Origin of the sequence: Colwellia sp. MB02u-9 (assembly GCF_014077085.1) — a bacterium.
Classification (GTDB): Bacteria; Pseudomonadota; Gammaproteobacteria; order Enterobacterales; family Alteromonadaceae; genus Cognaticolwellia.
Genome location: NZ_JACGVF010000095.1, coordinates 223,975 through 250,239, shown reverse-complemented (window position 1 = coordinate 250,239; position 26,265 = coordinate 223,975). Strand labels below are relative to the sequence as shown.

Below are 26,265 nucleotides of genomic sequence, written 5' to 3'. Positions count from 1 at the left end.
GAGTGGTGGTTTTTTAAACGCTATAATAAAATATAATAAAGTAAAATAAAGTTTAGATGCAAAATAAAAGGATCAGCCAATGTTATTTACAATACGTGTGTTAATGCTTGTTTTAGCCTTCACTACAGTTAATTTCGCCATAGCTGGGACTGATGAATTTATGGCGGGGCCAGTGATTAAAAACTATGGCAAGCATGCCAAGGTTCAGCAGGATTTTAATTTTGATAAAAACAGTGTCTTTAAAGTCGCTTTTGACATCAGTGAGCAAGGAAAAATAGGCGAGGTTAATCGAAAGATCGAGACTCTGGCGCGTTTTATTAACATGCATGTGGCAAATGGTATGCCGGCAAAGAATATTCATTTAGCTTTGGTGGTACATGGTAAAGCGGGTTTTGATTTACTAAAAGGGCTGTTGTACCAAGAAAAGTTTCAGCAAAAAAATGCGAATAGCGCACTGTTGCAAGACTTGATGAAAAACCAAGTAAGGGTTTATTTATGTGGTCAATCGGCCGCTTATTACGAGATTAGCAATGACATGTTAGCACCAGGCGTTGAAATGGCCTTGTCTGCAATGACCGCTCATGCGGTATTACAAAGCAAAGGTTATAAGGTTAATCCATTCTAAGGCTTTCAATAAGGCTTTTATAGTCTGTCATAAAGTTTTTATAAAGGAAAGAGACTCGACAAACCCCATATCCATAAGGGGATAGAAACGATAGACATTAAGGTGGTAATCACTACTATTCCGGCTATAGTCTCTTGATGTTTTGCATGTTGCTTGGCAATTAAATAAGCATTTACGCCCGTTGGACTTGCACTTAAAATCACTAACGTCATTGTGGTGAGCGCCGAAAACTGAAATATAAAATGACTGGTTAATAGGATTAAAGTTGGTAACAATACTAGCTTTAGTAGACTGGCAGTAACAATAAATTTAACTTCATTGCGAATTTTATAAAAGGCTAGCGAAGCGCCGAGTAAAAAAAGTGCTAAGGTAATAGCAGGTTTACCTAACAATAACAGACTGTTGTTAACGATTACGGGTAACTTTATCGTCATTAAATTAACGATAAAACCACCGGTAATAGCAATGAGTAATGGGTTGTAAAATGTCTGCTTGAGAAATATCCACCCATTAAACTGTTTAATATTAACCGCCAACACACTGGTAATGCCAATTAGCAGTGCACTGTGTAAACTGATCACTAAAAATATTGTTGGCAATACTTGCTCACCTAGCACCATTAAAGCGATAGGCATGCCAACAATAACATTATTTGAATAACCCGCGCCGAAAGCGTAAACCGCGGATGCAGGAAGATCACGTTTTAAATGCTGGTGAAAATAGTAATTTATCGCCCAAGCTAGGCCATAAACTAACAATAAGGGTAAATAAAAGGCACTATAAATATTCAAATTTATTGTGCTCATATCCGCATTGGCCAACTGTTGAAATAAAAATGCCGGAATAGCGATATTAAAGGTAAATTTACTTAGGGCATCGACTTGGGCTTTGTTAAACCAGTTACTTTTAGCCAGTATAAAACCGAGCAAGCCGACCATAATTAATGGACTAATAAGGGTGAAAATAGCCATTAAACGCTTATGACTCTAACGACAAAGTAAAACTCGCTAAACAAGTACTTGTTAATACTCATCAGGCTAGATTGTAATCACGGTTAATCGGCTTAATATTGATTTTCAAAATAACTTTCTATAATTAATTTTGCTGATGCGGCGTCGATATTATCTTTTTTAAGATTACGGTAACCGCCTTCAGCAAACAGTGCTTCTTTGGCAGTGGCGGTGGTTAGGCGTTCATCTTGAAATTCAACTTTGACGCCAAATCTTCCGGATACTCGGTTACCGAACTTTTTCGCATCATGGGTCAAGGGTTGCTCGCTGCCATCCATATTGAGTGGCAAACCCACCACAACAAAGTCAGGTTGCCATTCCTGCATAAATTTGGTCATTTTGTCCCAATCAGGAATACCATCACGCGCTTTTACTGAACCCAAAGGGGAAGCTAAACCGGTTATTTCTTGACCGACAGCAACCCCAATATATTTTTTGCCAAAATCAAAGCCAAGTATTGTTCGTTCGCCAATGGCGGTTTTACTCGCCATTATGCATGTCCTACTTCACTGGATAAATGAGCCATATCAATACCCAATTTATCAGTGGCTTTTTTCCACCTTTGCTCAATAGGGGTATTAAAAATAATATCGCCATCAGCGGGGGTAAGTAGCCAAGAGTTAGCTTTAATTTCTTCCTCTAATTGGCCCGGTCCCCAGCCAGCATAGCCTAAGGTTACCATATATTTTTCAGGTGCTTGTGCTGTACCCAGGGCCAATAAAATATCTTTTGAGGTCGTGATCATTACCTCAGCAGTTAAGGCTAAAGAACTATTCCAGCCCGCTTGTGTGCTGTGTAAAACAAAGCCTCGGTCTTGTGAAACGGGGCCACCGGTTAAGACTTGTTGGTCTAACTCGGGTGCGGCAACTTTATCTTGATCTATTTGGGTTAATAATTCGTTCAAGGTGACATTGATAGGAAGGTTTATGATCAAACCCATTGCCCCTTCAGCATTATGCTCACAGATATAAGTCACTGTTTTATTAAAATAAGAGTCGTCTAAACTGGGCATAGCAATCAAAAGTTGATTTTCAAAACTATCCATAAATATACCTTAATAATCAGAGAGAAATACGCTAAAGGTCACTTTGCCTTTAGCAATCTTATTGCGATTGGTATTAACTAGCGTTTTCTGATGTTTTGCTCAATAGCATCCATGAGTTTACCGCTAATATTTATTGGGTATGCTGCTTCAATTTCGCGAATACAGGTTGGGCTTGTTACATTGATTTCAGTGACTTTGTTGCCAATAACGTCTAAACCAACAAAAAATAAGCCACGTTTTTTCAATTCTGGTGCAATAGTTTCAGCAATAAATTTGTCGCTAGCACTTAATGGACGCGCTTCACCACGACCACCAGCGGCTAAATTACCGCGGGTTTCTCCTTGTGCAGGAATGCGGGCTAAACAGTAAGGCATAGGTTCACCATTAACGATTAATATGCGTTTATCACCGTCAACGATTTCTGGTAGGTACTCTTGTACCATAGCATACTGTGTTGAATGTGCTGTTAATGTTTCAAGAATTACGCCAACATTGGGATCATTCTCACCAATACGAAATATAGATGAACCACCCATACCGTCTAAGGGTTTGATGATAATATCTTTGTTCTCTTTATGAAATTCTCTAATTTTTTGATTATTACGTGTAACTAATGTTTTTGGTGTTAACTCTGGAAACCAAGCGGTAAATAATTTTTCGTTACAATCACGTAAACTTTGTGGCTTATTAACAATCAAAGTGCCCGCAACTTCTGCGCGTTCTAACATGTAGGTGGCATAAATAAACTCAGTGTCAAACGGCGGATCTTTTCGCATTAATACCGCATCTAAGTCAGCTACATTGATGTCTTCTCGTTCATCTAATTCATACCAATGCTCAGTGTCGTCAAATACTTTCACTTTGGCTGCGGTTGCTCGACAAACGCCTTGCTCTAAATAGAGATCTTGCATTTCCATATAATAAATTTCATAACCACGGGCTTGCGCTTCAAGCATCATCGCCATTGAAGAATCTTTTTTTACCTTGACCTGGGCAATAGGGTCCATAACAACGCCAATTTTTATGCTCATGTGTTTTCCTAAAGGTTATATGTTGATAAATGCCATGGCATTATTTATATGCTGCAAGCGATTAAATTCTGTTAGCTGGTCTTTCTACTAGTTGCTCTATGGTGCACGAAACTTAACACTGAGTTAATTTAAATCACCGTAACGACATTGTAATGCCGTTATTGCGGTCAGGGCTGCGGTTTCTGTTCTTAGTACCCGCGGCCCGAGTAAAACATCGTGAAAGCCTGCTGTATTGGCACGAGCAATTTCATCATCACTTAAACCACCTTCTGGCCCAATTAACAGGCGAACCCGTTGGTTTTCGATTGGCAAACTCATAATAGAGTGCTGGGCTTTAGGATGTAAATTTAGCTTTAATGCTGAACTGTCTTGTTGTAACCACTCATCCAAATAAATGGGTAGGGCAACAATAGGGACAGTGCAACGGCCACTTTGCTCACAAGCGCTGATCACTATTTTTTGCCATTGCTGGTGTTTTTTCTCTAAACGCTCGCCGCTAAGTTTTACATTGCAACGTTCACTAAAAATAGGCGTAATGGTATTAACACCTAACTCTACCGATTTTTGCAGCGTAAAGTCCATGCGTTCACCGCGTGAAACACCTTGTGCTAAATGAATATTGAGTGGCGACTCGTTTTCAACAATTTTTTTAGTAATAATCTCTACATCAGCAGACTTTTTATTTACATTACAAAGTCTTGCTTGATACTCAAAATAACCTTCTTGCTCTGCGATGCCATTAAATAGTGTAATGTCATCGCCGTCTTTAAGTCGTAATACGCGCACAATATGGCCAAAAGCGTCAGCATTTAATACTTGTGTTTGACCTATTTCAAATGCTTGTGCTTGGTAAATACGAGGGTTACGCATATAAGGTTATCCATGGTTATTGTCGCAGCTATAGATGAGTGATATTACAGTAGCCGTTCAGGTTAAAGTTAATAGCGATTAAAGACCAAAGCTTTGTTGCTAGAAATTATGAGTAATAATTATTTCTAATATAGCCTGTTAATAAGGGCAACTCATCGTAAATTCAATTGTTTATATTAAAAAAATGATATTATTTTTTTGTTAGCACTTGTTCAAAATAAAGCAGAAAAACTCGCAGGCTATTAAAACACTTGAAATTGAGATACTGCTGTTCTTGATTGAATTTTTATTAAGATAAGTCACTTGCCAGACGATTTATTATTTGTATCTATCTTATTATATAACTCGTGTTATTTTTCTCTCTTTGTCTGAGTATATCACTGTAATCATTGAGGTTGGTGAAGTACCGTCTAAATAAGTGGCAGCGGATGATGATATTTCGCTAATAGTGACAAGCAATAGCATATTAGGAGTATTTTTATACGTTATGACTGATAAGCCTATTGCAAATAAAAGCATGAAAATTCAAGCATGAAAATAAAAAAACCGCTCAATGAGCGGTTTTTTTTAAACAGAAGCTTTAATCAAAGTACGAATTAAATACCGGCTGACAAGCGCAGTGCTTCAGCTTTATCTGTTTTTTCCCAGCTAAATGCGGTGAAGGTATCATCGCCAACAGTCATTTCAAATGGTTCGCGACCAAAGTGACCATAAGCCGCCGTTTGCTTATACATAGGGTGTAGCAAGTCTAACATTTTAGTTATACCGTAAGGGCGTAAGTCAAAGTGTTCACGTACTATTTCAACCAAACGCTCTTCAGACACTTTACCGGTACCAAAAGTATCAATCGAGATTGAGGTCGGCTCAGCAACACCAATAGCGTACGATATTTGAATTTCACAACGCTCAGCTAAACCTGCTGCGACAATGTTTTTGGCAACATAGCGACCAGCATAAGCCGCACTGCGATCGACTTTTGATGGATCTTTACCCGAAAAAGCACCACCGCCATGACGAGCCATACCGCCATAAGTATCAACAATAATTTTACGACCAGTTAAACCACAATCGCCGACAGGACCACCAATAACAAAGCGACCTGTTGGGTTGATATGATATTTAGTGTCTTTGGTTAATAACTCGGCAGGTAAAACATGTTTAATAATGTTTTCCATTACGGCACTGTGCAAGTCTTCTTGTTTAATATCTGGGTTATGCTGAGTTGACAACACAACGGTATCAATAGCTACAGGCTTGTTATCTTTATAAATAAAGGTTACTTGGCTTTTTGCATCAGGACGTAACCAAGGTAAAATTCCTGATTTACGTGCTTCAGCCTGACGCTCAACTAAACGGTGTGAATAATATAATGGCGCAGGCATCAGGGTTTCGGTTTCATTGGTCGCATAACCAAACATTAAACCTTGATCACCAGCACCTTGGTCTTCTGGATTTTCTCGGTCAACACCTTGGGCAATTTCGGGTGATTGTTGGCCAATTAAGTTCATAATGCCGCAAGTTGCGCCATCAAAACCAACATCTGAAGAGGTGTAGCCAATCTCAGAAATAACGTCACGGGTAATTTGTTCTAAATCTACCCAAGCAGAGGTTGAAACCTCACCTGAAATAATAGCAACACCCGTTTTTACCATAGTTTCACAAGCAACGCGTGCATTTTTATCTTTGGCAATAATAGCATCTAAAACCGCATCAGAAATTTGATCGGCAATTTTATCTGGATGTCCTTCTGACACTGACTCAGAAGTAAAAAGGTGTGTAGACATAAAACCTCGGTAAAAATTAACTGAAAAACAATAATCGTCTTTAATAACGATATTCTAACTGTTTAGTTAAGCTTTTTCTAGATTTATTTACGCCTAGATGGCTAAACGTCTTTAAGACGGGAAATTTTCAATATAAATTATGTAGCCATTTATTGACAAAATTAAGTTTGAGCGAGATGTAACCTGAAGTTACGCTATTAAGGATACATATTTAAGCGCAGTGGCCGTTGTAAAATGTGACTAAAAAGCGCTTGTTGTTTTAGGCAATACTTCGAACTGTAAAAGGTCGTTGTGCCTATATTATTCAGAGGATTAATGAGCTGATGTAAGGATAATTGCCGTTTTAATTGCTCAGTTACCGGCTGTGCTGTTTCCATAATGACTACGCTGTCGCCACATATTTCGTTAATCAAGTTTTTGATTAACGGGTAATGTGTACAACCTAATACGATAGTATCTACCCCTTTTTCGAGTAAAGGTTGTAAATAGCTCAACAGCATTAATTTGCACTCAGGCGAGTTTTTCTTGTCTTGTTCAATAAGTTCTACCAAGCCGGGACAAGGCTGAATAGTCACATCACTGTTATGACTATATTGCGCCACTAAGGCTAAAAAACGCTGATTTTCAGCCGTAGCTTTAGTGACTAATATGGCTATTTTTTTGTTTTTACTAATGCGGGTTGCCGGCTTTATGGCGGGTTCAACACCAATAACTGGAATTGAAATATTTTTCCGTAGCTGATCTATAGCATTAACCGTGGCGGTATTGCAGGCAACAACAATAGCTTTGGCGTTACGGGCAATAAACCACTGGGCAATCTCATTAACCCGTTGTTGAATAAATTCAGTAGATTTTTCACCGTAGGGTGCATACAGGGTATCGGCGACATAGAGCAAATTTTCATGGGGTAATTGTTGTTCAATGCACTGCGTGATAGACAAACCACCAACGCCGGAGTCAAATATACCAATAGGATCGGCATTAGCCGTTTGGCGTTTACTTTTTAGGATTGAAGTAGCTGCTTTTATATCAGCTTGGTTTTGCATGGGCATTAATTAAGCACAGCTTAAGTTTGGTGTAGTTAGTTGGGCCAAGTATATTATCAACAAGCAAATGAGATCTATACATATTTTGAGATAGGTATTGATTGCCAAGCTGCCGCCGTTGAGATGAGTCCTGAAGACAGGGGATTTAGGAGCGTTTAAAGACCAGTTTTTAGCTGTCAGTAAGTTAAAGTTTGAAGCTCTGTTTGCCATGCTTTTACTCATGTAGTTCTCCTGCTTTTCTCTTTGTGAATTACTTTGTTATTTTATTCTTTTTTTACAGGGAGGAAACAATGAGAAGGGAAGGAGGGCTAATTAGCACAGCGATCTTAAGACAAATTGAACGTTACGATAAGATTTAGCTAAATAAAACTATTGAAAGTTTAGGGATTAACTATGAATGTGCGGGTTAATTTTTTAATGCGATTATTTTTGCTTTTCTAGGAGTGCGCAAAAATATTGTTGATATTTTAGGATGAGTTACAGAATTAGAAAGTAGAGGAAAGTGACTTCCAAGGTGCCGCAGTTTACATTTGTCCTGAACACCGGGTGTTCAGGGCGGACGTATCATGCTAACCGTAGGCTTCCCGATACGAGCCGGGCTTGCACAATAGTTAATAATCAACATCCTTAGGTAAAACTTATCGGCTCAGGGACATAGTTCACAACAAACACCCCAGAAGTCAAAAACATTATAGCGAATAATCTCAGCCAAATTAAGTCTTTTATTACTTGTAAGACCTGTTAGCTTAATGCTTGAACAAATTGAAGTTTCTTTAAACGAAAAGAGTATATTTAAAAATAGGTTAAACGATGAATAAGTGTATTAGGCAGATTTAGTGCGGTTTACTGCTTGTGCAATAGTGGTTTGTAGCAGTTCAATTTTGCTTTGCATTTTTTCGCGTTCTTGCTCTTGCTCATTTCGTGCTTGGATTAAATCATGGGCAAGGTTTAATGACATCATCACCAGCGACTGCTCAACAGTTTTTGTTGAGAATTTTTTCTTGGCGTCTTGTTCTAAACGTTTGTTTATTTCACTCGCCGCCTGCAACAACGCAGACTCATTTCCAGCTGGACAAGCGACTTTTAGTCGTTTGTTGGCAACATTTATGGTGACTGTGTGTTGGCTCATTGCGTGTATATTCTCAATGCATAATATTAGTTTATTGAGCTCTAAGCTCAAAAAATTGCGCTACTCGCTTGTAATACCAAGAAAAATACTGATAACTAAACTTAGTGCGCCATAAGATGAAACTATAACGGTGAGCGTTACACTATGCAAGTGATCTCTATGGTTTTTTCTGGAATCAAGGCTATGCCAATGTTAAGATAGCTAGCAATATCCCCCTGATTGAATTTATATTTTTATGTCTGATAACACCGCTTTAGATTTTTCCGCCGCACAAGCGATATTAACCAGTGAAGGTATTGAGGCACATGCTGCTGAAATTCACGGTGTGCTAACAGGTTTGATTTCTGCAGGCTTTGAATTTGAAAGTAATGATTATATCGCTATGGTTAATGACATGCTTAATAATGCTGAAGGTTTACCGGTAGCCATTAAAAGCTTAGTTAAAGACATTTATAGTGATATTTGGCAAAAAATCCTTGATGACTCCTACGGCTTCCAATTAATGCTACCTGATGATGACGACTCAATTATTGAACGTGGACACGCACTAGGTAAGTGGGTGCAAGGCTTCAACTTAGGCTTTGGTTTACAACAAACAAAAAATGCCGCTTTGTCTGAAGATGTTAAAGAAGTATTGGTCGACTTTGGCGAAATTGCTAACTTGTCAGACGAAATGGAAGAAAATGAAGCGACCGAGCAAGCGTATTTTGAAATTGCTGAATATGTTAGAATCTCTGCACTACTGTGTTTTACTGAATTAGGTGCGCCACCTGCGCAACAAGACACAAGCGCGACCTTGCACTAGCGCTTCGCGGTTAAATTTCTTTAGTAATAAAACGCTTAACGCTGACCTTTTAACGCTGAAATTTTAATACTAATAACTTAAAAATCAGCTTAAAACACTCAAGGTTGAAAACCTAACTGTCAAAATTTAATTATAAAAATAAGCTGGTATCCATGATCAAAAACACCTTATTGCCCGTTGCTGAATTTTGTCAGCGTAGAAATGATTTTATGGCGCAAATGCCGGTAAATAGCATTGCATTAATTTCTGCTGGTCAGGAAGTTACCCGCAGTAATGACACCGAATATCCATTTTGCCAAAATAAGCACTTTTATTATCTTACCGGTTTTAATGAACCCGATGCCATTTTAGCCCTAATTAAAGGTGATGACGCAAGGTCAGCAGAAAGTGTTTTATTTTCTCGTGAAAAAGATCCTCAGCAAGAAATTTGGCATGGCCGACGTGTTGGTCAAGTGCAAGCGGTTGACGTTTATCAGTTTAATAAGTGTTTTAGCTTAGCAGAAATTGATGAGCAATTATTGGCGTTAATGGCAGGTAAAACCGCCGTATTAATTTGCCAGCATGAACAAAAGGCATTCCAGCAACAAGTACTTTCATGGTTAGCCGAGATTAAAAAGGCAGGTCGCACGGGTGTTAAAGCACCAACGACCTTAATTGATTGCAGTAACTTACTAGATGAAATGCGCTTACATAAATCAAATGCTGAACTTGATATTATGCGCCAGGTTAATGTCATCAGTGGCGGCGCTCATCAAAGAGCAATGCAACAAACTAAAGCCGGTAAGTTTGAATATCAAATAGAAGCAGAGTTATTGCACGAATTTGCCACTAATGGTGCGCGTTACCCGGCTTATGGCTCAATTGTGGCTGGCGGCGATAACGCCAATATTTTACATTACACTGACAATGATGACGTGCTAAACGACGGCGACTTATTACTTATTGATGCCGGTGGTGAGTTAGCGGGTTATGCCGCTGACATTACACGTACATTTCCGGTGAATGGTAAATTTACTGCGGCACAACAAGTGATTTATCAATTAGTGCTAGATAGCCAAAACCTTGCCATTGCCGCGATAAAGCCAGAACAAAACCTTGCTGAATTAAACCGCATAGTGTGTGATTTTCTGACCAGAGGTTTACATGATTTAGGCATTCTCAAAGGCAATTTAAACATATTATTAGTTCAACGAGCCTGCAAAAAATACTTTATTCATGGCCTTGGACACTGGTTAGGTCTTGATGTTCATGATGTGGGTGATTACCATGCGAGTCAACAGCGAGAGCAATTACGCCCTTTTGTCGCCGGTATGGTGATGACGATTGAGCCGGGTATTTATATTCCAAAAAATGATCAAACTGTGGACGAAAAATGGCGTGGTATTGGCGTACGTATTGAAGACAATGTGCTAGTAACCCAAACAGGTTATGAAAACCTAACGGTCAATGCACCAAAAACCATTGCTGAAATTGAAGCTTTGATGGCTTAGTTTTTAGGGAGTCAATCAATGTTGACTTGCCGGTGATTTAAGCCTTAAAGCTGGCTTGCTGCTCCAAGTGCATAGGCAGGAAAATAATCAGCTACCTACAACTTTGCGGGCTTGTGAATGTGAATAACATAAATGTGAAAAACAATGCAAAAATTTGATCTATTAATTGTCGGTGGCGGTACGGTGGGTTTAACACTGGCACTTGCTATTCGCCAACAAAGTCAGTTAAGTGTCGCTATTGTTGATAACGCACCTATTGAAGCGTTAAGCGTTGAACCTGAGGTGCGTGTTAGTGCTATTAATGCCGCCAGCCAGCAAATATTTAGCCAGCTTAATGTTTGGCAAGATATTATCGCGCAACGTGCCCAGCCTTATTACGATATGCACATTTGGGACAAGGCCGGTTATGGACAGCTAAACTTTGCTTTAAAAGATGTTAGCCGCTCAGCTTTGGGTAATGGCCCAGAGCAATTAGGTTTTATAATTGAAAATAAAGCCATTCGTAATGCCTTGTGGCAAAAAGCGGCGCAAGACAGCGGTATTGAGTTTTTTACTGACAGCAAACTCCAACAATTAAATCCTAGCGATAACGAAGTTTTTGCTACCTTCGAACATAACAGCCATACCAACAGCCAACCTATGCCGATAGTGGCGAAATTGGTGGTTGGTGCTGACGGGGCAAACTCTTTTGTACGTCAACAAATGAACGTGCCATTAACCTTTCGAGATTACGATCACCACGCGATTGTCGCTACAGTTAAATGTCAACAAGGCCATCAAAGCACGGCTTGGCAAGTATTTTTAGATACCGGCCCATTAGCACTATTACCTTTATATCAAGCTGACTTATGTTCCATTGTTTGGTCAACAAGCCCTGAAGAGGCGATTCGATTAACTGCCTTGTCAGCAGAAGACTTTGGCAAAGAACTTACCGCCGCTAGCGACGGTAAGTTAGGGCAAGTATCGCTAGTAGGTGAGCGATTTACCTACCCGTTAACCATGCGTTTTGCTCAAGAGTTTGTTAAAGGCAGAATGGTATTGGTGGGTGACGCGGCACATACTATTCACCCGTTAGCTGGGCAGGGTGCTAACTTAGGCTTGCTTGATGCTGCCGCTTTGTCACAAACCATTAGCGAGCAACTTCAGAAAGTACAAGCTAAAGGCACGCTTGATGATAACGCATGGTATAGCAACAAATCTTTACAACAATTTGCCCGCTGGCGCAAAAGTGAAGCAGTAGAAATGATTGCCTCGATGGAAGCGATAAAACAAGCCTTTACGCCTCAGCAAAGCGCGATTAAATTACTTCGTGGCTTGGGTATGTCGTTACTCAATAATATTAAACCGGCAAAAGCGTTAATGATTAATCAAGCCTTGGGTTTCAAAGATGATTTACCCAAATTAGCTACCGCACTTTCACAGCAAGTGCCGCAAAAATTATCAGAACAAGTCTCACCACAAGTTTCACAAAAAATTCTACAACAATCATCGCACTCACCAAAACCAGTGTCACAACAAGTGCCACAACAAAAAAATAGCTCATAGCGTCACACTTACCGCGTTATTTTGTTGACTACTTAGTCAACAAAAGCGTTTTTTTGCTCAGTCAGCCAATAACAAATGGGTAGGTTGAGTAAAATAGTACTTTTATTCTTTTCAGCAATATAAAATTTAAGTTTGCTACAAGCTAAATTTCCATACGCTCAAGGAATTATATTTTCAAAAGAGGTCGTTTTGAAAATATAATTTTAAATAGTTTCTTTAGTCGGTTTTAAATTTCAAATATGCTTTCTTATCTGTTGAATCAACAGTTACTCAGGGCTATAATCCTTAACACTTTTTGTAAATCTTCCGTCTTTATCCTGGGTTTAATCGTGATGCTTATTTTAAGCACTGACAAACTTAGATAAAACAACTAACGTGAGTGAAACGTACGATGACAAATAAAACAGTATTACATGCTAAGCACTTAGAAGCTGGCGCTAAAATGGTTGATTTTTATGGTTGGGAAATGCCGATCAACTACGGTTCTCAAATTGAAGAACATCATGCGGTGCGTAAAGACGCTGGTATGTTCGATGTTTCACACATGACTATTGTTGATGTTCAAGGTGTTGATGCACAGGCATTTTTACGCCGCTTAGTGATTAACGACGTAGCTAAGTTAGATGTTGTGGGTAAAGCACTTTACACAGGAATGTGTAACCTTGAAGGTGGCGTTATTGATGACTTAATTGTTTATTTTTTCAGTAACACCGATTACCGCTTAGTGGTTAACTCAGCGACTCGCGTAAAAGACTTAGCTTGGATCAACGAGCAAGCATCAGCATTTGACGTAGCAATAACTGAACGTCCAGAATTTGCCATGATCGCCGTGCAAGGCCCACAAGCTAAAGCTAAAGTAGCCACTCTATTAGACGCTGAGCAAACGGCTGCTGTTGAAGGCATGAAGCCATTTTTCTCGGCACAAGCCGGCGACTTATTTATTGCCACAACTGGTTACACCGGTGAAAACGGTTATGAAATAGCCTTACCTGCTGACCAAGCTGCCGACCTATGGCAACAATTGCTTGATGTTGGTGTTAAACCTTGCGGCTTAGGTGCTCGCGATACTTTACGTTTAGAAGCCGGTATGAACCTTTATGGTTTAGACATGGATGAAAGCGTTTCGCCATTAGCCGCTAATATGGCCTGGACGATTAGCTGGGAACCTGAAGATCGTAACTTTAACGGTCGTGAAGTATTAGCGGCGCAACGTGCTGCAGGCGACCAACCTAAACTTGTTGGTTTAGTGCTTGAAGAAAAAGGCGTATTACGCAGTGGCCTCAAAGTGATCACTGAAGCAGGCGAAGGCGTTATTACCTCAGGTACTTTTTCTCCAACTTTAGGTTACAGTATCGCAATGGCTCGTTTACCACGTAGTGTAGCGCTAGGTAGCACAGTAGAAGTTGAAATGCGTAAAAAGCTAGTTAAGGTTAAAGTCATTAAGCCAAGCTTTGTGCGTAATGGCAAAAAAGTTCTTTAACTACTTAAGGCTAGGTCAACGCTCATTAGTGAGCCGTAAAACCTAGTTAAAAAATGCTAAAAATTTAAGCTATAGTATGGGATGATTAGCGCAGGCAAGCTTCATACTATAGTCGTTAGTACCAATTAGTTAATCTGCTTGGTATATCCAATTTAAAAATAAAGATTAGGACAAAATCAATGAGCAACATTCCTTCAGAATTAAAATATGTAACATCACACGAATGGGTACGCAACGATGGCAACGGTGTTGTTACTGTTGGTATTACTGAGCACGCACAAGACCTTTTAGGTGACATGGTATTTGTTGAATTACCTGAAGTGGGCGACACAGTGAGTGCGGGCGACGATGTTGCTGTAGCAGAATCGGTAAAAGCTGCATCAGACATTTATGCACCAATGAGCGGTGAAGTAATTGAAGTGAATGAAAACCTTGAAGACTCACCTGAGTTAGTTAACTCAGAGGCCTTCGTTGGCGGTTGGTTATTTAAATTAAAAATTGCAGATGAAAGTGAGTTCGACAACTTACTTGATGCTGAAGGTTATGCAAACTCAATCGACGAAGATTAAATTTTAGGTACATTATGCTGCGACACACCTTGTTTCTGTTATTTTTTGTGATCATTTAGTCTACTAAATTCGTAAAACTCATAACATCAATCGTGTTGCTTATATTGTAGTAACTACTGAGCTCAAAAACTTAACCTAAGTAGCTAGTTTAAGTGCCAAGTTTAAGTACTAGGTTTAAGTTTGCAGCCATTTATTTGTGCCTAAAAGCCGATTGTTATCAAAAACGATATTTAAGCCCTTAACTCGATCTAATAGTTCAGGGCTTTCTTTTTATTAAATATTATTAACTTTATAGTGAAGCTGTTTTATGACTACTCAATATAATGACTCTTTATCTTTGACTGAATTAGAGCAAAGACAAAATTTTATTCGACGTCACATTGGTCCAAGTGATGAGCAAACACAAGCCATGTTGAAAGATATCGGTGCAGAATCTGTCGATGCCCTTATCGATGAAATCGTACCTAGTGATATTCGTTTAGCTGATTTACCTGCTATCGAAGAAAGCAAAACTGAAGTACAAGCTTTAGCCGACTTGAAAGCGGTCGCAAGTTTGAACAAAGTAAACGAGACATATATTGGTTTAGGTTACTACGGCACACTAACGCCTAACGTTATTTTACGTAACGTGTTAGAAAATCCAGGCTGGTACACAGCATACACGCCATACCAACCAGAAATTGCTCAAGGTCGTTTAGAGTCATTATTAAACTTCCAACAAATGTGTATTGACCTGACGGGTTTAGAACTAGCATCAGCGTCATTACTTGATGAAGGCACTGCAGCAGCTGAAGCCATGGCATTAGCTAAGCGGGTATCAAAAAACAAGAAATCAAACTTGTTCTTTATCTCAAGTGACGTTTATCCACAAACTATCGACTTAGTTAAACAACGTGCTGAAATGTTTGGTTTCGACATCCTTGTAGCACCGGCCGCAGAAGTTGTTGAACATGACGTATTTGGCGCCTTATTACAGTACCCAAGTGCTACAGGTGAAATCACTGACATCAGCGATTTAATTGCCAAAGTACATGAGAAAAAAGGCATTGTTGCCGTTGCTGCCGACATCATGAGCTTAGTGCTATTAAAATCACCAGGCGAATTAGGGGCTGATGCCGTTATTGGTTCAACTCAACGCTTTGGTGTGCCTATGGGCTACGGCGGACCACACGCCGCTTTTTTCACTACCTCTGAAAAATACAAACGTTCATTACCAGGTCGTATTATTGGTGTCTCAAAAGATACACGCGATAACCCAGCACTGCGTATGGCAATGCAAACACGCGAGCAACACATTCGCCGCGAAAAAGCCAACTCAAATATTTGTACCGCACAAGTATTATTAGCGAACATGGCGGCGTTTTACGCGGTTTACCATGGTCCTAAAGGTTTAAAAACTATCGCACAACGTATTCACCGTTTTGCTGATATTTTATCTTTAGGTACGGCAACAAATGGCTTGCCAGCACTTCATCAGCACTACTTTGACACCTTAACCTTTAACGTTAGCAATAAAGATGAAATTGTTACCCGTGCATTAGCTAATGGCGCTAACCTTCGCACTGATGTTGACGGTCAAATTAGTATTTCATTAGATGAAACAACTACCCGTGAAAACGTGCAAACCTTGTTTGATATTTTATTAGGTGCAGATCACGGCTTAGACGTAGCAGTACTTGATCAGCAAATTATCGCTGCAGGGCATTCGTCAATTCCAGCGGCCTTACAACGTGAGTCTGCGATTCTAACGCACCCAGTATTTAACTCGTATCACAGTGAAACTGAGATGCTACGTTACATCAAAAAATTAGAAAACAAAGATTTAGCGCTTAATCATTCCATGATTTCATTGGGCTCTTGTACCATGAAATTAAATGCGACAGCGCAAATGATCCCAGTATCATGGCCTGAATTTGCCAACATGCATCCTTTTGCCCCTGTTGACCAAGCGCAAGGTTATAAGCACATGATTGACGAACTAGCCAAATGGTTAGTTGAGTTAACCGGTTACGACAAAATGTCAATGCAACCTAACTCCGGCGCACAAGGTGAATATGCTGGCTTAATTGCCATTCACAAGTACCACGAAAGCCGTGGTGATGCGCATCGTAACATTTGTTTAATTCCATCTTCAGCACATGGTACTAACCCTGCGTCAGCGCAAATGGTCGGTATGAAAGTGGTAGTGGTTGCTTGTGATAAAGCCGGTAACGTTGATATGGCCGACTTAAAAGCGAAAGCAAGCGAGTTAGCTGACAACCTGTCTTGTATCATGATCACTTACCCGTCTACGCACGGTGTATATGAAACCACCATTGCAGAAATTTGTAACATAGTGCATGAGCACGGCGGTCAGGTTTACCTTGATGGCGCAAACATGAATGCCCAAGTTGGTTTAACATCACCGGGTTTCATCGGTGCTGACGTTTCACACTTAAACTTACATAAAACCTTTTCTATTCCACACGGTGGTGGCGGTCCAGGTATGGGTCCTATCGGCGTTAAAGCGCACTTAGCACCATTTTTACCTGACCATGCATTAATTAATGTTGATGAAGAAACTAAAGGTAACGGCGCGGTATCAGCAGCACCTTATGGTAGTGCCGGTATTTTATGTATCTCATACCTTTACTGTGCCTTACTGGGTAAAAAAGGTGTTACCGATGCCACTAAATACGCAATTACCAATGCTAACTATGTAGCGACAAAGCTTAGCAAACATTTTCCACTGTTATATGCTGGGAAAAATGGCCGTGTTGCCCACGAATGTATTATTGACTTGCGTCCACTTAAGGCAGAATCAGGTGTTACTGAAGTCGATATCGCCAAGCGCTTAATAGATTACGGTTTTCATGCGCCAACCATGTCGTTTCCAGTAGCGGGTACGTTTATGATTGAGCCTACTGAATCTGAGTCAAAAGTGGAACTTGATCGCTTCATCGAAGCTATGATTTCTATTCACGGCGAAGTGCGTAAAGTAACCTCTGGTGAGTGGACAAGTGAAGACAACCCACTACATAATGCACCACATACACTAGCGGATATTACCTCACCTTGGGATCGTGCTTACACGATTCAAGAAGCGGTATTCCCAGTGCCTGCGGCCGCAGCGAATAAATTCTGGCCAACGGTTAACCGTATAGATGACGTTTACGGCGACAGAAATTTGATTTGTAGTTGTCCTCCGGTTTCTAGTTATCAAGACTAACTAATTGATCTGAAATAATAAAAAGCGAGCTACGGCTCGCTTTTTTGTTATGTAGCACTATAATAGGACAACGAACTCTCAAAATTTAATGGATACGGAATGTTTGAAAATAAGGATATTTATAGCCCAATAATATACTCTTCAAGTGGTGATGATATTGAAGTTTTTATAAAGGGTGAAACTGTTTGGGCTACTCAAATGGCGATTGCTGATATATTTGAAACAGATATAAAGAGCATTTCACTTCAAATTGAAAATATTTTTAAAGAAAAAGAACTTAATGAGCATGAGCACTTTCAAACAGCTCCATCGGCTACCTCAACAAATATGGTCGATTATTATAGTTTTGATTTAATTACTTCAGTTGGTTATAGAGTTGATTCAAAAAAAGCTACACAGTTTAGGATGTGGGCAACACAAGTTACAACACAATTTGTTAAAGATGGATTTGTCATTAATGAAGAGCTTCTCCGTTCTGATCCAAAAAAATTAAACGCACTTGCTGCAAAGATAAGAGAACTTAGAGCGAACGAAAAAAATGTATATGCATCTGTTAGGGAATGTTTCAAATTAGCGGCATCAGATTACGAACCATCATCTGATGAAGTAAGAAAATTCTATTCTTTACTTCAAGATAAGTTTCACCATGCGATAACAAAAATGACGTCATCCAAGTTAATTATAGATCGAGCAAACCATGTAGAAGAGCAGATGGGAGTGAATTCGTTTAAAGGAGCTTTACCAAGTAAGAGTGAGGTTTTAGTTGGAAAAAACTACCTTAGTGAGACCGAAGTATATCGTATGCATCTATTATCAGAGCAGTTCCTTTTATATGCTGAATCCACTTCTTTATCGGGTAAAGTAATGACTATGCTGGGGCTTCATGAGCAACTTGATAATCTATTAAGATTGAATGGTTATCCGATCTTTAGTGGGTATAGTGATTTTTTAAAAGATAAAGCAGTCGAACATGCAACTAGAGAATATGAAGATTTTATAGAAATTAAAAAATTGAAGTACATCGGGTTAAGTGTTGATCTTGAAGGTTTTTATCTTGGAGAGTATAACGAATATAAAGCTAAAACATCTTCGGTTTCTATAAGAGAATTAAATAAAGCTTTATTAACTTTAAATTAGCTTGTAACTTAATTGATCTTTTAAAAGTGGCCACGACACTCAGATGGAGCCTATCGCCGAAATCAAAAATCAAACGGGCAGAGTCGTTGATTATATAAATTAGCCTTCTATACCTAAATTTATTTGTTCTTTCATAGCAAGATTAAAGGTGGATAGTTTACCCGGATTTAATTTATCTCAAAATATTGTTCAGCGAGGGGCTAATCGCTAACGAATCACGGATCAAATAGAACAGCAAACGGGTAGGCGTTCATCTGCTATATATTAAGAAAAACCCTTCATCAATAGATCTATTTTTCATTCCTTTGATTTTTTGTTTGCTAAAACAAGTTTTCGATCAAAGAATCACGCAAGTACAGCGTATAAAATTAGCTTGAAGATTCAAAGCTAATAAGGCGAATAAGTTTGGAACTCAAAATTTTCACCTTGATGACTTTATACTAAGTTTGATAAAGAAATTTAAATTTCTTATGAAATAACGAAACGAATAAAGCCTCTGTTTTACATTTTGTAGAAAAGGTATTATCCACATGAAAAATATCAAATTAATCTACTTTATCATTCTGCTGTCTCTGACATTACTTTGGTTACTTGCAGACCCAATACTCTTTTCATCATATAAATTTTATCCACTGAGAAAATCTATGCTCAGTTACACCGGTATTATGGCCATTGCTGTGATGAGTATTGGTATGATATTGGCAATTCGTCCTGTTATTATTGAACCTATTTTTGGTGGGCTTGATAAAAACTATCGTTTACATAAATGGTTGGGTGTCACAGGGCTTATCTTTTCAGTTTTACATTATCTATGGGCAATGGTGCCCAAATGGTTAGTTGGCTGGGGGTTAATGGCTAAGCCTGCTCGTCATAGATCAAATGAAGAAATGAACACCCAATTACTTTTCTTTAAAGAACAACATGGTCTTGCTGAATCAATAGGTGAATGGGCCTTTTATGCCCTGATATTATTTATTGTTTTAGCCTTGGTTAAATGGTTTCCGTATCGATACTTTTTCAAAACTCATCGGTTTATCGCTGTTATTTATCTATTTTTAGTTTTTCACTCGATCATACTTATGAAAGTTGATTATTGGGATGAGGCCATCGCTTGGTTGACGGTATTATTAATGATTGCTGGAAGTGTTGCGGCATTTCTATCCTTGTCACGAAAAATTGGCGTTTCTCGACGTTCTGTGGGCAACATCGAAAATATAAACTATCACAGTGACAATCGAGTATTGGGTCTGAGTATTGATTTAGAAAATAGTTGGAGTGGGCATCAGGCCGGACAATTTGCCTTTGTTACCTTTGATAAAGCAGAAGGGCCTCATCCTTTTACTATATCATCAGCATGGAAGAACGACGCTCGGATTGAATTTCTTATCAAAGGCCTAGGTGACTATACAAAAACGCTACCGAGTATTTTAAAAGTAGGAGACAAGGTTGAAATTGAAGGGCCTTATGGGCAGTTTGATTTTAGTAACGGTAAACCTAGGCAAATTTGGGTTGCAGGAGGGATAGGTATTACGCCATTTATCGCCCGTATTGAGGCTTTAGCTGCAAAAAAAACTGATAAACAAACTAGTAAATGTATAGATTTGTTTTATTGCACCAACGAACCTGATGAATCTTTCATTAACGCACTCAAAAATTCTTCAGAGGTGGCAGGTGTAAAACTTCATGTTTTAGTCGCTAATAAATACGGACTATTAAAAACAGACCAAATATGCGACCAAGTACCTGATTGGCAAGATTCAACTATTTGGTTTTGTGGACCAAATGAGTTTGGCAAAACATTGCGTGAAGGCTTCTTAAATAAAGGGTTTACAAACGATGACTTTCATCAAGAGTTATTTGATATGAGATAGTGACAATTTCACTATACGTTTTTTACTAAACGTTAATAGATGCTGAATCAAATTAGTTAAAATAAATTCAAAACGCTACAAACAAGGCGTGGGTTTTGAAGAGCGCTCGATTCAAGGATAAAATTGAGCAGCAAACGGGTAGGCGTTCATCACCTAACCAATTATAAATGGGCTCCGAGTCATTGATAACGACTAATAGTAAACTAGGTTTCACGTCAATCTAAGTTAACTTAACTTAGATTGATTAGTGAATAATATGGCAAGACTCCGCGTTTAGAAAATAATTAACTATGCGCCATTGATACTGTAAAACATGCTTTAGTTGCTGCTAACGCTTGGTCCTCACTTTACCTAAACTGGTTTGAAAATAGTAAAAAATATGGATGTATTATTGATACAAAAAATTAAACAAGGACAAAAAATAGTTGATTATTACTCCTTCGTAGCTTATTTTAACCAACTATTTTTAGGCGTCTATGCGCCAGTGTTGTCGAGCTTCAATCTGTTAAGTGAAGCTAATAAGTTTGTCTGCAATTAAATAAAGGAAAAATAATGAAGAATTTATTTGGGATACTCTGTTTATTTCTAGTGTTATCAACAATAGTCTTCGCTGAAGATACAAATAAAGTTATAGTTGAAACATTAACGAAAACGAGCCTTAGTTGGGACGGTAGTGAATTATCTGCTTATCCTGAGGGGAAACCTGAGGTGACCATTTTACGCATCACAATACCTCAAGGTGCAGAGTTACCAATGCATAAACATCTGGTAATAAACGCAGGGATCTTACTGAAAGGTGAATTAACGGTAATTACTAAAGAAAATAAAACGCTACACTTAAAAGCAGGCTCCTCGATTGTAGAGGTGGTGGATAAATGGCATTACGGTAAAAATGAAGGTGAAATACCAGCTGAAATAATCGTCTTTTATGCAGGCGTAGCAGGGACACCAATAACAATAAAGTAGTCGTTTTGGTATGTGTATCAATGGGTCAGAATTATTGATACATAATTAATAGTAAACTAGTTTTAACGTTAACTTAACTTAGAGGGATTAGTGAATAATATGGCAGATTCCTCGTTTAGAAAATCATTAACTCTGACCCATTGATATGCATTGATAGCGATATCTAACATACTTGAACCGGGGGAGGTTCGGTACTATTTTTAGCTAGTTTAAAAGCTATAGTTCCAGACCAACGAGGCCAATAACAACTAGCCAAAAAGCGAAGAAAAGCTTGAGCTTGGTCGCTGACAAATGTGTGACTAGTGTTTTAGCTAAAATACCGCCGATTATCGCGCCAGGGCCGGCAAATAAGACCACTTGCCAATACACCTGAAAATTAACCACAGTATAATGCCAAATACCTGTCCAGACAGTGATTGCTGAAACAATAACCGCAGCAGAGACCGCCAAGCTAATATCAAAGCGGCGAAGAATTAAATATACCGCCAGTAATTCACCCACGCCCACAGACAACCACGCCGTGATGGCGCCACCACTTAAACCAATAACTGACAAGGCTAACCAGTCAAACCATTGAATTTGGCTACGTTCGCGTTTGGGCTTAATAGCATAAACCGTTAAAATAATAGCGCAGCCTAATATTAATGAAAACCAGCTGAAGCTATGATGTAAAGATGAGGGAGATGCAATGCCAAAACCTTGAACGGCTCCAATGCCGACTATGGCGGCAATACTGGTGATCACAATAATACGTTTAAAACCTTGCCATAAACGCAGATCCGTTTTTTCAGTTTGATAGTGATGCCACCATGTTATCGCGCCCGCGGTCATCCCAAAACACTGGATAGCAAAGCTAGTAGCCACTGATTGAGTATCAGTAAAGCCTAGTTCTTTGAACATGGGAATAAAAACGACACCACCACCGGCGCCCGTTGCGTTGGCAAAAATAGCGCCTATTATTCCTAATAAACTGAATAAGGCGTAATCCATTAATTCAGTTATTTTAGCAGGCGCGAGATAAAGCCAAAGCAACCAGGCGCCAAAAAATAAGCAGATAAATTTTGCATTTGATAAGCGAATAGGATTATTCATCTAGATGACCGTTGGCGAATTAAAGTCATTAAATATCACCAGCGATAAAAGTGATGGCTGGTGTGGATAAACAGCGATTAGAGGCATGACTTTTTCCTAATATATGAGCTTTGTCTGAGATGAATTTAGTGGGACAATAAAAGGGTGTAGTCATAATGCTCACTGAAAACTGAAAACTGAAAACGCTAGTGTAGCCATTCACTATGGCTGATGGTAGGTATTTTACATAAATTAGTCACTAAAGTTATTTCACCCAATACTCTTGTTTATCAATGAGACTATCTATCCATTATCAATGGGGTCAGAGTCATTGATAATGGATAGATAGTGAATTATGTTTAACGCTGGCTTAATTAAAATAGATTAGTAAATAATAGGGTAAGACTGACCTGATTAAGTCATTAACTCCCCCCCTAATTAAGCTACTTTTTAACTAAATAACTTCAATTCAAATTAGTTAGGGCTTTTATACCCTAACTAGAATGATGCTTTTTATATGGATTATTTTATATCAATGACCTTTGAAACACCTCGATCGCGAGAATCTGAAGCTGGAATGAGTTGTTCTCCATCCTTCCAGATAACTTGAATATCGCCATACTCCCAGCTGTGGGGTTCAACTCGATAACCTCGTTCGGTTAATGCCTTAATCGTACTTTGAGATAGCGGAAGAGAAGGGCTCTGGGTGATTAGATCGGGTGGTAATAATTGGTGGTGGAAACGGCTTGCGCTAGCGGCTTGAAGGGGGGTCATTTTGAAATCTATGATATTAACAATGGCCTGAAATACCGATGTGAAAATGGTCGAGCCGCCAGGTGTGCCGATCACCATCACTGCTTTATCGTTTTGCAAAAGTATAGTTGGCGACATAGAAGATAACATGCGCTTGCCCGGTTGTATTTCATTAGCGGTATTTCCTACAACACCAAATACATTGGCTACACCAGGTTTAACACTAAAGTCGTCCATTTCGTTGTTTAATAAAAAACCTGCACCTTCAACAACCACGCCAGAGCCGTATGCCCAGTTAATAGTATAGGTATTTGAAACGGCGTTGCCATCAGCATCAACAATCGAGTAATGGGTAGTATTTGGTGACTCAAGGCCAGGGTTAACGGAAGCTAAACTCGATATCTCATGTGGTTTTACTTCCAACGCACGCCGTTTGATATACGCATCACTAATTAACTCAGTCATATCAATATCAACAAATGCAGGATCGCCAAGGTATTCAGCGCGATCAGCAAATACTCTCTTTTCCATTTCTGCTACTAAATGAACATACTGAGCGGAATTGTGGCTAACACCTTTAAATTCGTCGTTTAGATAGTCTTTCATTTTCAACAATTGGATTACGCCAAACCCACCTGAACTCGGTGGTGGAGATGACAGTATTTGATAGTCGCGCCAATTCGCTTTTAATGGCTCTCTCCAGACCGCTTTATATTCAGCAAGATCTTGGGCACTGATGATGCCACCGCTTTTCTGCATTTGCTTAACAATTAATTTCGCGGTTTCGCCGTGATAAAACTCTTTGCGGCCATTTTTTGCGATCCGTTTTAAGGTTGCTGCAAGTTCTGGTTGTTTAAATTTTTTACCTTGTTCAACACCGCCAAAATAGGTCTTAAAATTAGTCAGTCCATTAAAACGTTGGTAATTATTTTGAATATCATCGACGAGTATTTTTGCTGGAATAAACCCTTCTTCAGCAAGTTTAATCGCGGGTTCTACTAATTTACTCCATGGCAGTTTGCCAAAGCGTTGATGAGCTTCCCAAAAGCCTGCGACTGTGCCGGGTACGCCAGGCGCTTTAGCACCAATTAAACTCAAGTTTTGAATAACGGCTTTTTCGTCATTAAGATACATATCCCGATGGGCAGTTAAGGGCGCGGTTTCTCGGTAGTCTAAAAATAATGCTTTGCCGTCTATGTAGATCAGCATGAATCCACCACCGCCTATATTTCCTGCATCAATATAGGTGACAGCTAATGCAAAACCCGTTGCAATAGCGGCGTCGACAGCATTGCCGCCAGCGAGAAGGATGTCTTCAGCTACTTGAGCCGCATATTTATCTGGGATCGCCACTGCCGCTTGAGAAACCTTTGGGTTAATTTCACTGGTAGCATTTGCATAGTGAGAGAATGTTGAAAAAAATAAAATAAAAACAAAAGTATAAAAACGAGCGCGACTCATCATGGGTAATTCCTTGGTTGGTTACTATTTGAATAATACTAATCAATAGGGTTAAAGTCATTGATAATCTTAAATAGTTATTTTCTTCGCGATAAACTAGTGCTTTATTGATAGATTGAGAATAGACCCTATTGATACTGGATAAAAATCAATTTTTTGTGCAAAGGCTATAGTTAGATATAGTCAAACATATCTTTACTGTGTCATATTTGGTGTTTTACTATTTGAAATTCTGCTAATGGAAATTGCCATGAGTTATCGTTATGTTTTAGTCAGTCTACTGTTGAGTGTTTCTTTTTGTGTTCACGCTAAGCCTGAACAGGTCCAAGTAGAGGTTTATCCAAAGAACTCTGCTGAAGTTACCCTGTTATCTGATGGCAAACGTTTGCCCGCTATTTATTACGGCGCGCAGGGTAAAGGGCCTCACCCTACCATTATATTATTACATGGATATCCTGGCAATGAGAAAAATTTGGATGTCGCACAAGGCATGCGAGACGCTGGGTGGAATGTAATATTTTTCCATTATAGAGGAGCTTGGGGAGCAGAGGGTGATTTTTCATTTACTGGCTCGGAGCAAGATGTAACGGCGGTAACGAAATTCTTTCAACAACCCAAAAATGCTGAAAAGTTTAAAATAAATCCTAATAAAATATCCTATATTGGGCACAGCATGGGAGGACACATGGCGGTTGCAGGCCTATTTGATAATCCTGAAGTCGCTTGTGGTGTTGTGTACGACGGAGCAAATATTGGCGTTACATTTAAAAGTGACGATGAAAAAGTTAAAAATATGTGGGCTGCGTATGCAGATTCGTTGTTTATGCTACGTGGGTGGTCTGGGGAGGTTGCCACTAGAGAGTTAGCCGAGAGGGGAGAGCAATTAGACTTAATCACCAGAGCTCATGAAATTGGCATTCGTCCCATACTCTTTATTCCCGCAGACAGTGACGTTATCCCTATTGCAGAGATAAATGCTCTAGCTAACGCCATGCGAAAAGTTAAAGGTAGTAATGTCAATTATAGGTTGATCAAAGACGATCACAGTTTTAATAATAACCGCTCAAAACTTCTTAAAGTAACAGAAGAGTTTTTAAATTCAAACTGTCGATAAATAAGTACTAATGTAAGTATCAATGGGGTCAGAGTCATTGATACTTGGCTACTAGTGAACTCGATTTAACGCTAACTTAGTTCACATGGATTAGTGAATAATATGGCAGACTTCCGCGTTTAAATTTACCTAATATTCCACCACTGTTGTTCAATGCGGCAATAATCGTCACTTATGCTTTTTTGCCGAACAGGACTATAAAGCCTACCTTGATAAACTAAATTCTTATGCTTAAAAATTTCAGGTCACAGTACA

Annotated in this window: 21 protein-coding genes and 1 other RNA gene; 11 read left to right on the top strand and 11 right to left on the bottom strand. The window is 39.1% G+C overall.

Going from position 1 to position 26,265, the window contains the following annotated elements:
- Nucleotides 1-79: 79 nt before the first annotated feature.
- A complete protein-coding gene (locus H4J65_RS12140) occupies nt 80-625 on the top strand; it encodes a DsrE family protein (protein WP_259363263.1) in 546 nt (181 codons plus the stop codon).
- 38 nt (nt 626-663) lie between these two features.
- Here the strand turns inward: H4J65_RS12140 and H4J65_RS12135 are convergent, their stop codons facing one another.
- The 9 genes from H4J65_RS12135 to H4J65_RS12095 all read right to left on the bottom strand — a co-directional run bounded on the left by H4J65_RS12135 (nt 664) and on the right by H4J65_RS12095 (nt 8,540).
- Nucleotides 664-1,596 carry an AEC family transporter gene (locus H4J65_RS12135; RefSeq protein ID WP_182138070.1) on the bottom strand — a complete coding sequence of 311 codons (933 nt, stop codon included), beginning with the start codon at nt 1,594-1,596 and terminating at the stop codon, nt 664-666.
- 92 nt (nt 1,597-1,688) lie between these two features.
- Nucleotides 1,689-2,126: a Holliday junction resolvase RuvX gene (gene ruvX, locus H4J65_RS12130; RefSeq protein ID WP_182185091.1), complete on the bottom strand. Its 438-nt coding sequence runs from the start codon at nt 2,124-2,126 to the stop codon at nt 1,689-1,691.
- On the bottom strand, nt 2,126-2,680 hold the full coding sequence (locus H4J65_RS12125; protein ID WP_182138072.1) for a YqgE/AlgH family protein: 555 nt from the start codon (nt 2,678-2,680) through the stop codon (nt 2,126-2,128). Before H4J65_RS12125 ends, ruvX begins: the two co-directional genes overlap by 1 nt.
- Before the next feature lie 77 nt (nt 2,681-2,757).
- Nucleotides 2,758-3,711 carry a glutathione synthase gene (gshB, locus tag H4J65_RS12120; RefSeq protein ID WP_182138073.1) on the bottom strand — a complete coding sequence of 318 codons (954 nt, stop codon included), beginning with the start codon at nt 3,709-3,711 and terminating at the stop codon, nt 2,758-2,760.
- Between the two features lie 123 nt (nt 3,712-3,834).
- Nucleotides 3,835-4,581 carry a 16S rRNA (uracil(1498)-N(3))-methyltransferase gene (gene rsmE, locus H4J65_RS12115; protein ID WP_182185093.1) on the bottom strand — a complete coding sequence of 249 codons (747 nt, stop codon included), beginning with the start codon at nt 4,579-4,581 and terminating at the stop codon, nt 3,835-3,837.
- Between the two features lie 596 nt (nt 4,582-5,177).
- On the bottom strand, nt 5,178-6,365 hold the full coding sequence (gene metK / locus H4J65_RS12110) for a methionine adenosyltransferase (RefSeq protein ID WP_182138075.1): 1,188 nt from the start codon (nt 6,363-6,365) through the stop codon (nt 5,178-5,180).
- A 197-nt stretch (nt 6,366-6,562) separates the two neighbouring features.
- Complete coding sequence (gene murI, locus H4J65_RS12105) at nt 6,563-7,417, bottom strand: glutamate racemase (RefSeq protein WP_259363264.1); 855 nt, start codon at nt 7,415-7,417, stop codon at nt 6,563-6,565.
- A 496-nt stretch (nt 7,418-7,913) separates the two neighbouring features.
- Nucleotides 7,914-8,094: non-coding RNA, 6S RNA (gene ssrS, locus H4J65_RS12100), on the bottom strand.
- Nucleotides 8,095-8,234: 140 nt separating this feature from the next.
- Nucleotides 8,235-8,540 (bottom strand): cell division protein ZapA, encoded by a 306-nt coding sequence (locus tag H4J65_RS12095; RefSeq protein WP_182138076.1) that lies wholly within the window; start codon nt 8,538-8,540, stop codon nt 8,235-8,237.
- Nucleotides 8,541-8,775: 235 nt separating this feature from the next.
- On the opposite strand from H4J65_RS12095, the gene H4J65_RS12090 reads away from it, so the two are divergent.
- The 9 genes from H4J65_RS12090 (at nt 8,776) to H4J65_RS12050 (ending at nt 21,611) form a co-directional block, all read left to right on the top strand.
- A complete protein-coding gene (locus H4J65_RS12090) occupies nt 8,776-9,345 on the top strand; it encodes a UPF0149 family protein (protein WP_182138077.1) in 570 nt (189 codons plus the stop codon).
- Between the two features lie 152 nt (nt 9,346-9,497).
- Nucleotides 9,498-10,835 (top strand): Xaa-Pro aminopeptidase, encoded by a 1,338-nt coding sequence (gene pepP / locus H4J65_RS12085; protein WP_182198353.1) that lies wholly within the window; start codon nt 9,498-9,500, stop codon nt 10,833-10,835.
- A gap of 144 nt (nt 10,836-10,979) precedes the next feature.
- The gene (locus tag H4J65_RS12080; protein ID WP_182198352.1) at nt 10,980-12,380 is read left to right on the top strand and encodes a UbiH/UbiF/VisC/COQ6 family ubiquinone biosynthesis hydroxylase; all 1,401 of its coding nucleotides are present in this window, start codon (nt 10,980-10,982) and stop codon (nt 12,378-12,380) included.
- Nucleotides 12,381-12,771: 391 nt separating this feature from the next.
- Nucleotides 12,772-13,860, top strand: a complete 1,089-nt coding sequence (gcvT, locus tag H4J65_RS12075; RefSeq protein ID WP_182198351.1) for a glycine cleavage system aminomethyltransferase GcvT — start codon at nt 12,772-12,774, stop codon at nt 13,858-13,860.
- Between the two features lie 179 nt (nt 13,861-14,039).
- Nucleotides 14,040-14,429 (top strand): glycine cleavage system protein GcvH, encoded by a 390-nt coding sequence (gene gcvH / locus H4J65_RS12070; protein ID WP_182138081.1) that lies wholly within the window; start codon nt 14,040-14,042, stop codon nt 14,427-14,429.
- 307 nt (nt 14,430-14,736) lie between these two features.
- On the top strand, nt 14,737-17,637 hold the full coding sequence (gene gcvP / locus H4J65_RS12065) for an aminomethyl-transferring glycine dehydrogenase (protein ID WP_182198350.1): 2,901 nt from the start codon (nt 14,737-14,739) through the stop codon (nt 17,635-17,637).
- A gap of 99 nt (nt 17,638-17,736) precedes the next feature.
- Nucleotides 17,737-18,774, top strand: a complete 1,038-nt coding sequence (gene rhuM / locus H4J65_RS12060; RefSeq protein WP_182198349.1) for a RhuM family protein — start codon at nt 17,737-17,739, stop codon at nt 18,772-18,774.
- 530 nt (nt 18,775-19,304) lie between these two features.
- Nucleotides 19,305-20,645: a ferric reductase-like transmembrane domain-containing protein gene (locus tag H4J65_RS12055; RefSeq protein WP_182198348.1), complete on the top strand. Its 1,341-nt coding sequence runs from the start codon at nt 19,305-19,307 to the stop codon at nt 20,643-20,645.
- A 552-nt stretch (nt 20,646-21,197) separates the two neighbouring features.
- A complete protein-coding gene (locus H4J65_RS12050) occupies nt 21,198-21,611 on the top strand; it encodes a cupin domain-containing protein (protein WP_182198347.1) in 414 nt (137 codons plus the stop codon).
- Nucleotides 21,612-21,827: 216 nt separating this feature from the next.
- On the opposite strand, the gene H4J65_RS12045 is transcribed toward H4J65_RS12050, so the two are convergent.
- A complete protein-coding gene (locus H4J65_RS12045; RefSeq protein ID WP_182198346.1) occupies nt 21,828-22,703 on the bottom strand; it encodes a sulfite exporter TauE/SafE family protein in 876 nt (291 codons plus the stop codon).
- Nucleotides 22,704-23,204: 501 nt separating this feature from the next.
- Complete coding sequence (gene ggt, locus H4J65_RS12040; protein ID WP_259367603.1) at nt 23,205-24,899, bottom strand: gamma-glutamyltransferase; 1,695 nt, start codon at nt 24,897-24,899, stop codon at nt 23,205-23,207.
- A 247-nt stretch (nt 24,900-25,146) separates the two neighbouring features.
- Between ggt and H4J65_RS12035 the strand changes: the two genes are divergently transcribed.
- On the top strand, nt 25,147-26,010 hold the full coding sequence (locus H4J65_RS12035) for a S9 family peptidase (RefSeq protein ID WP_182198345.1): 864 nt from the start codon (nt 25,147-25,149) through the stop codon (nt 26,008-26,010).
- Nucleotides 26,011-26,265: the final 255 nt, after the last annotated feature.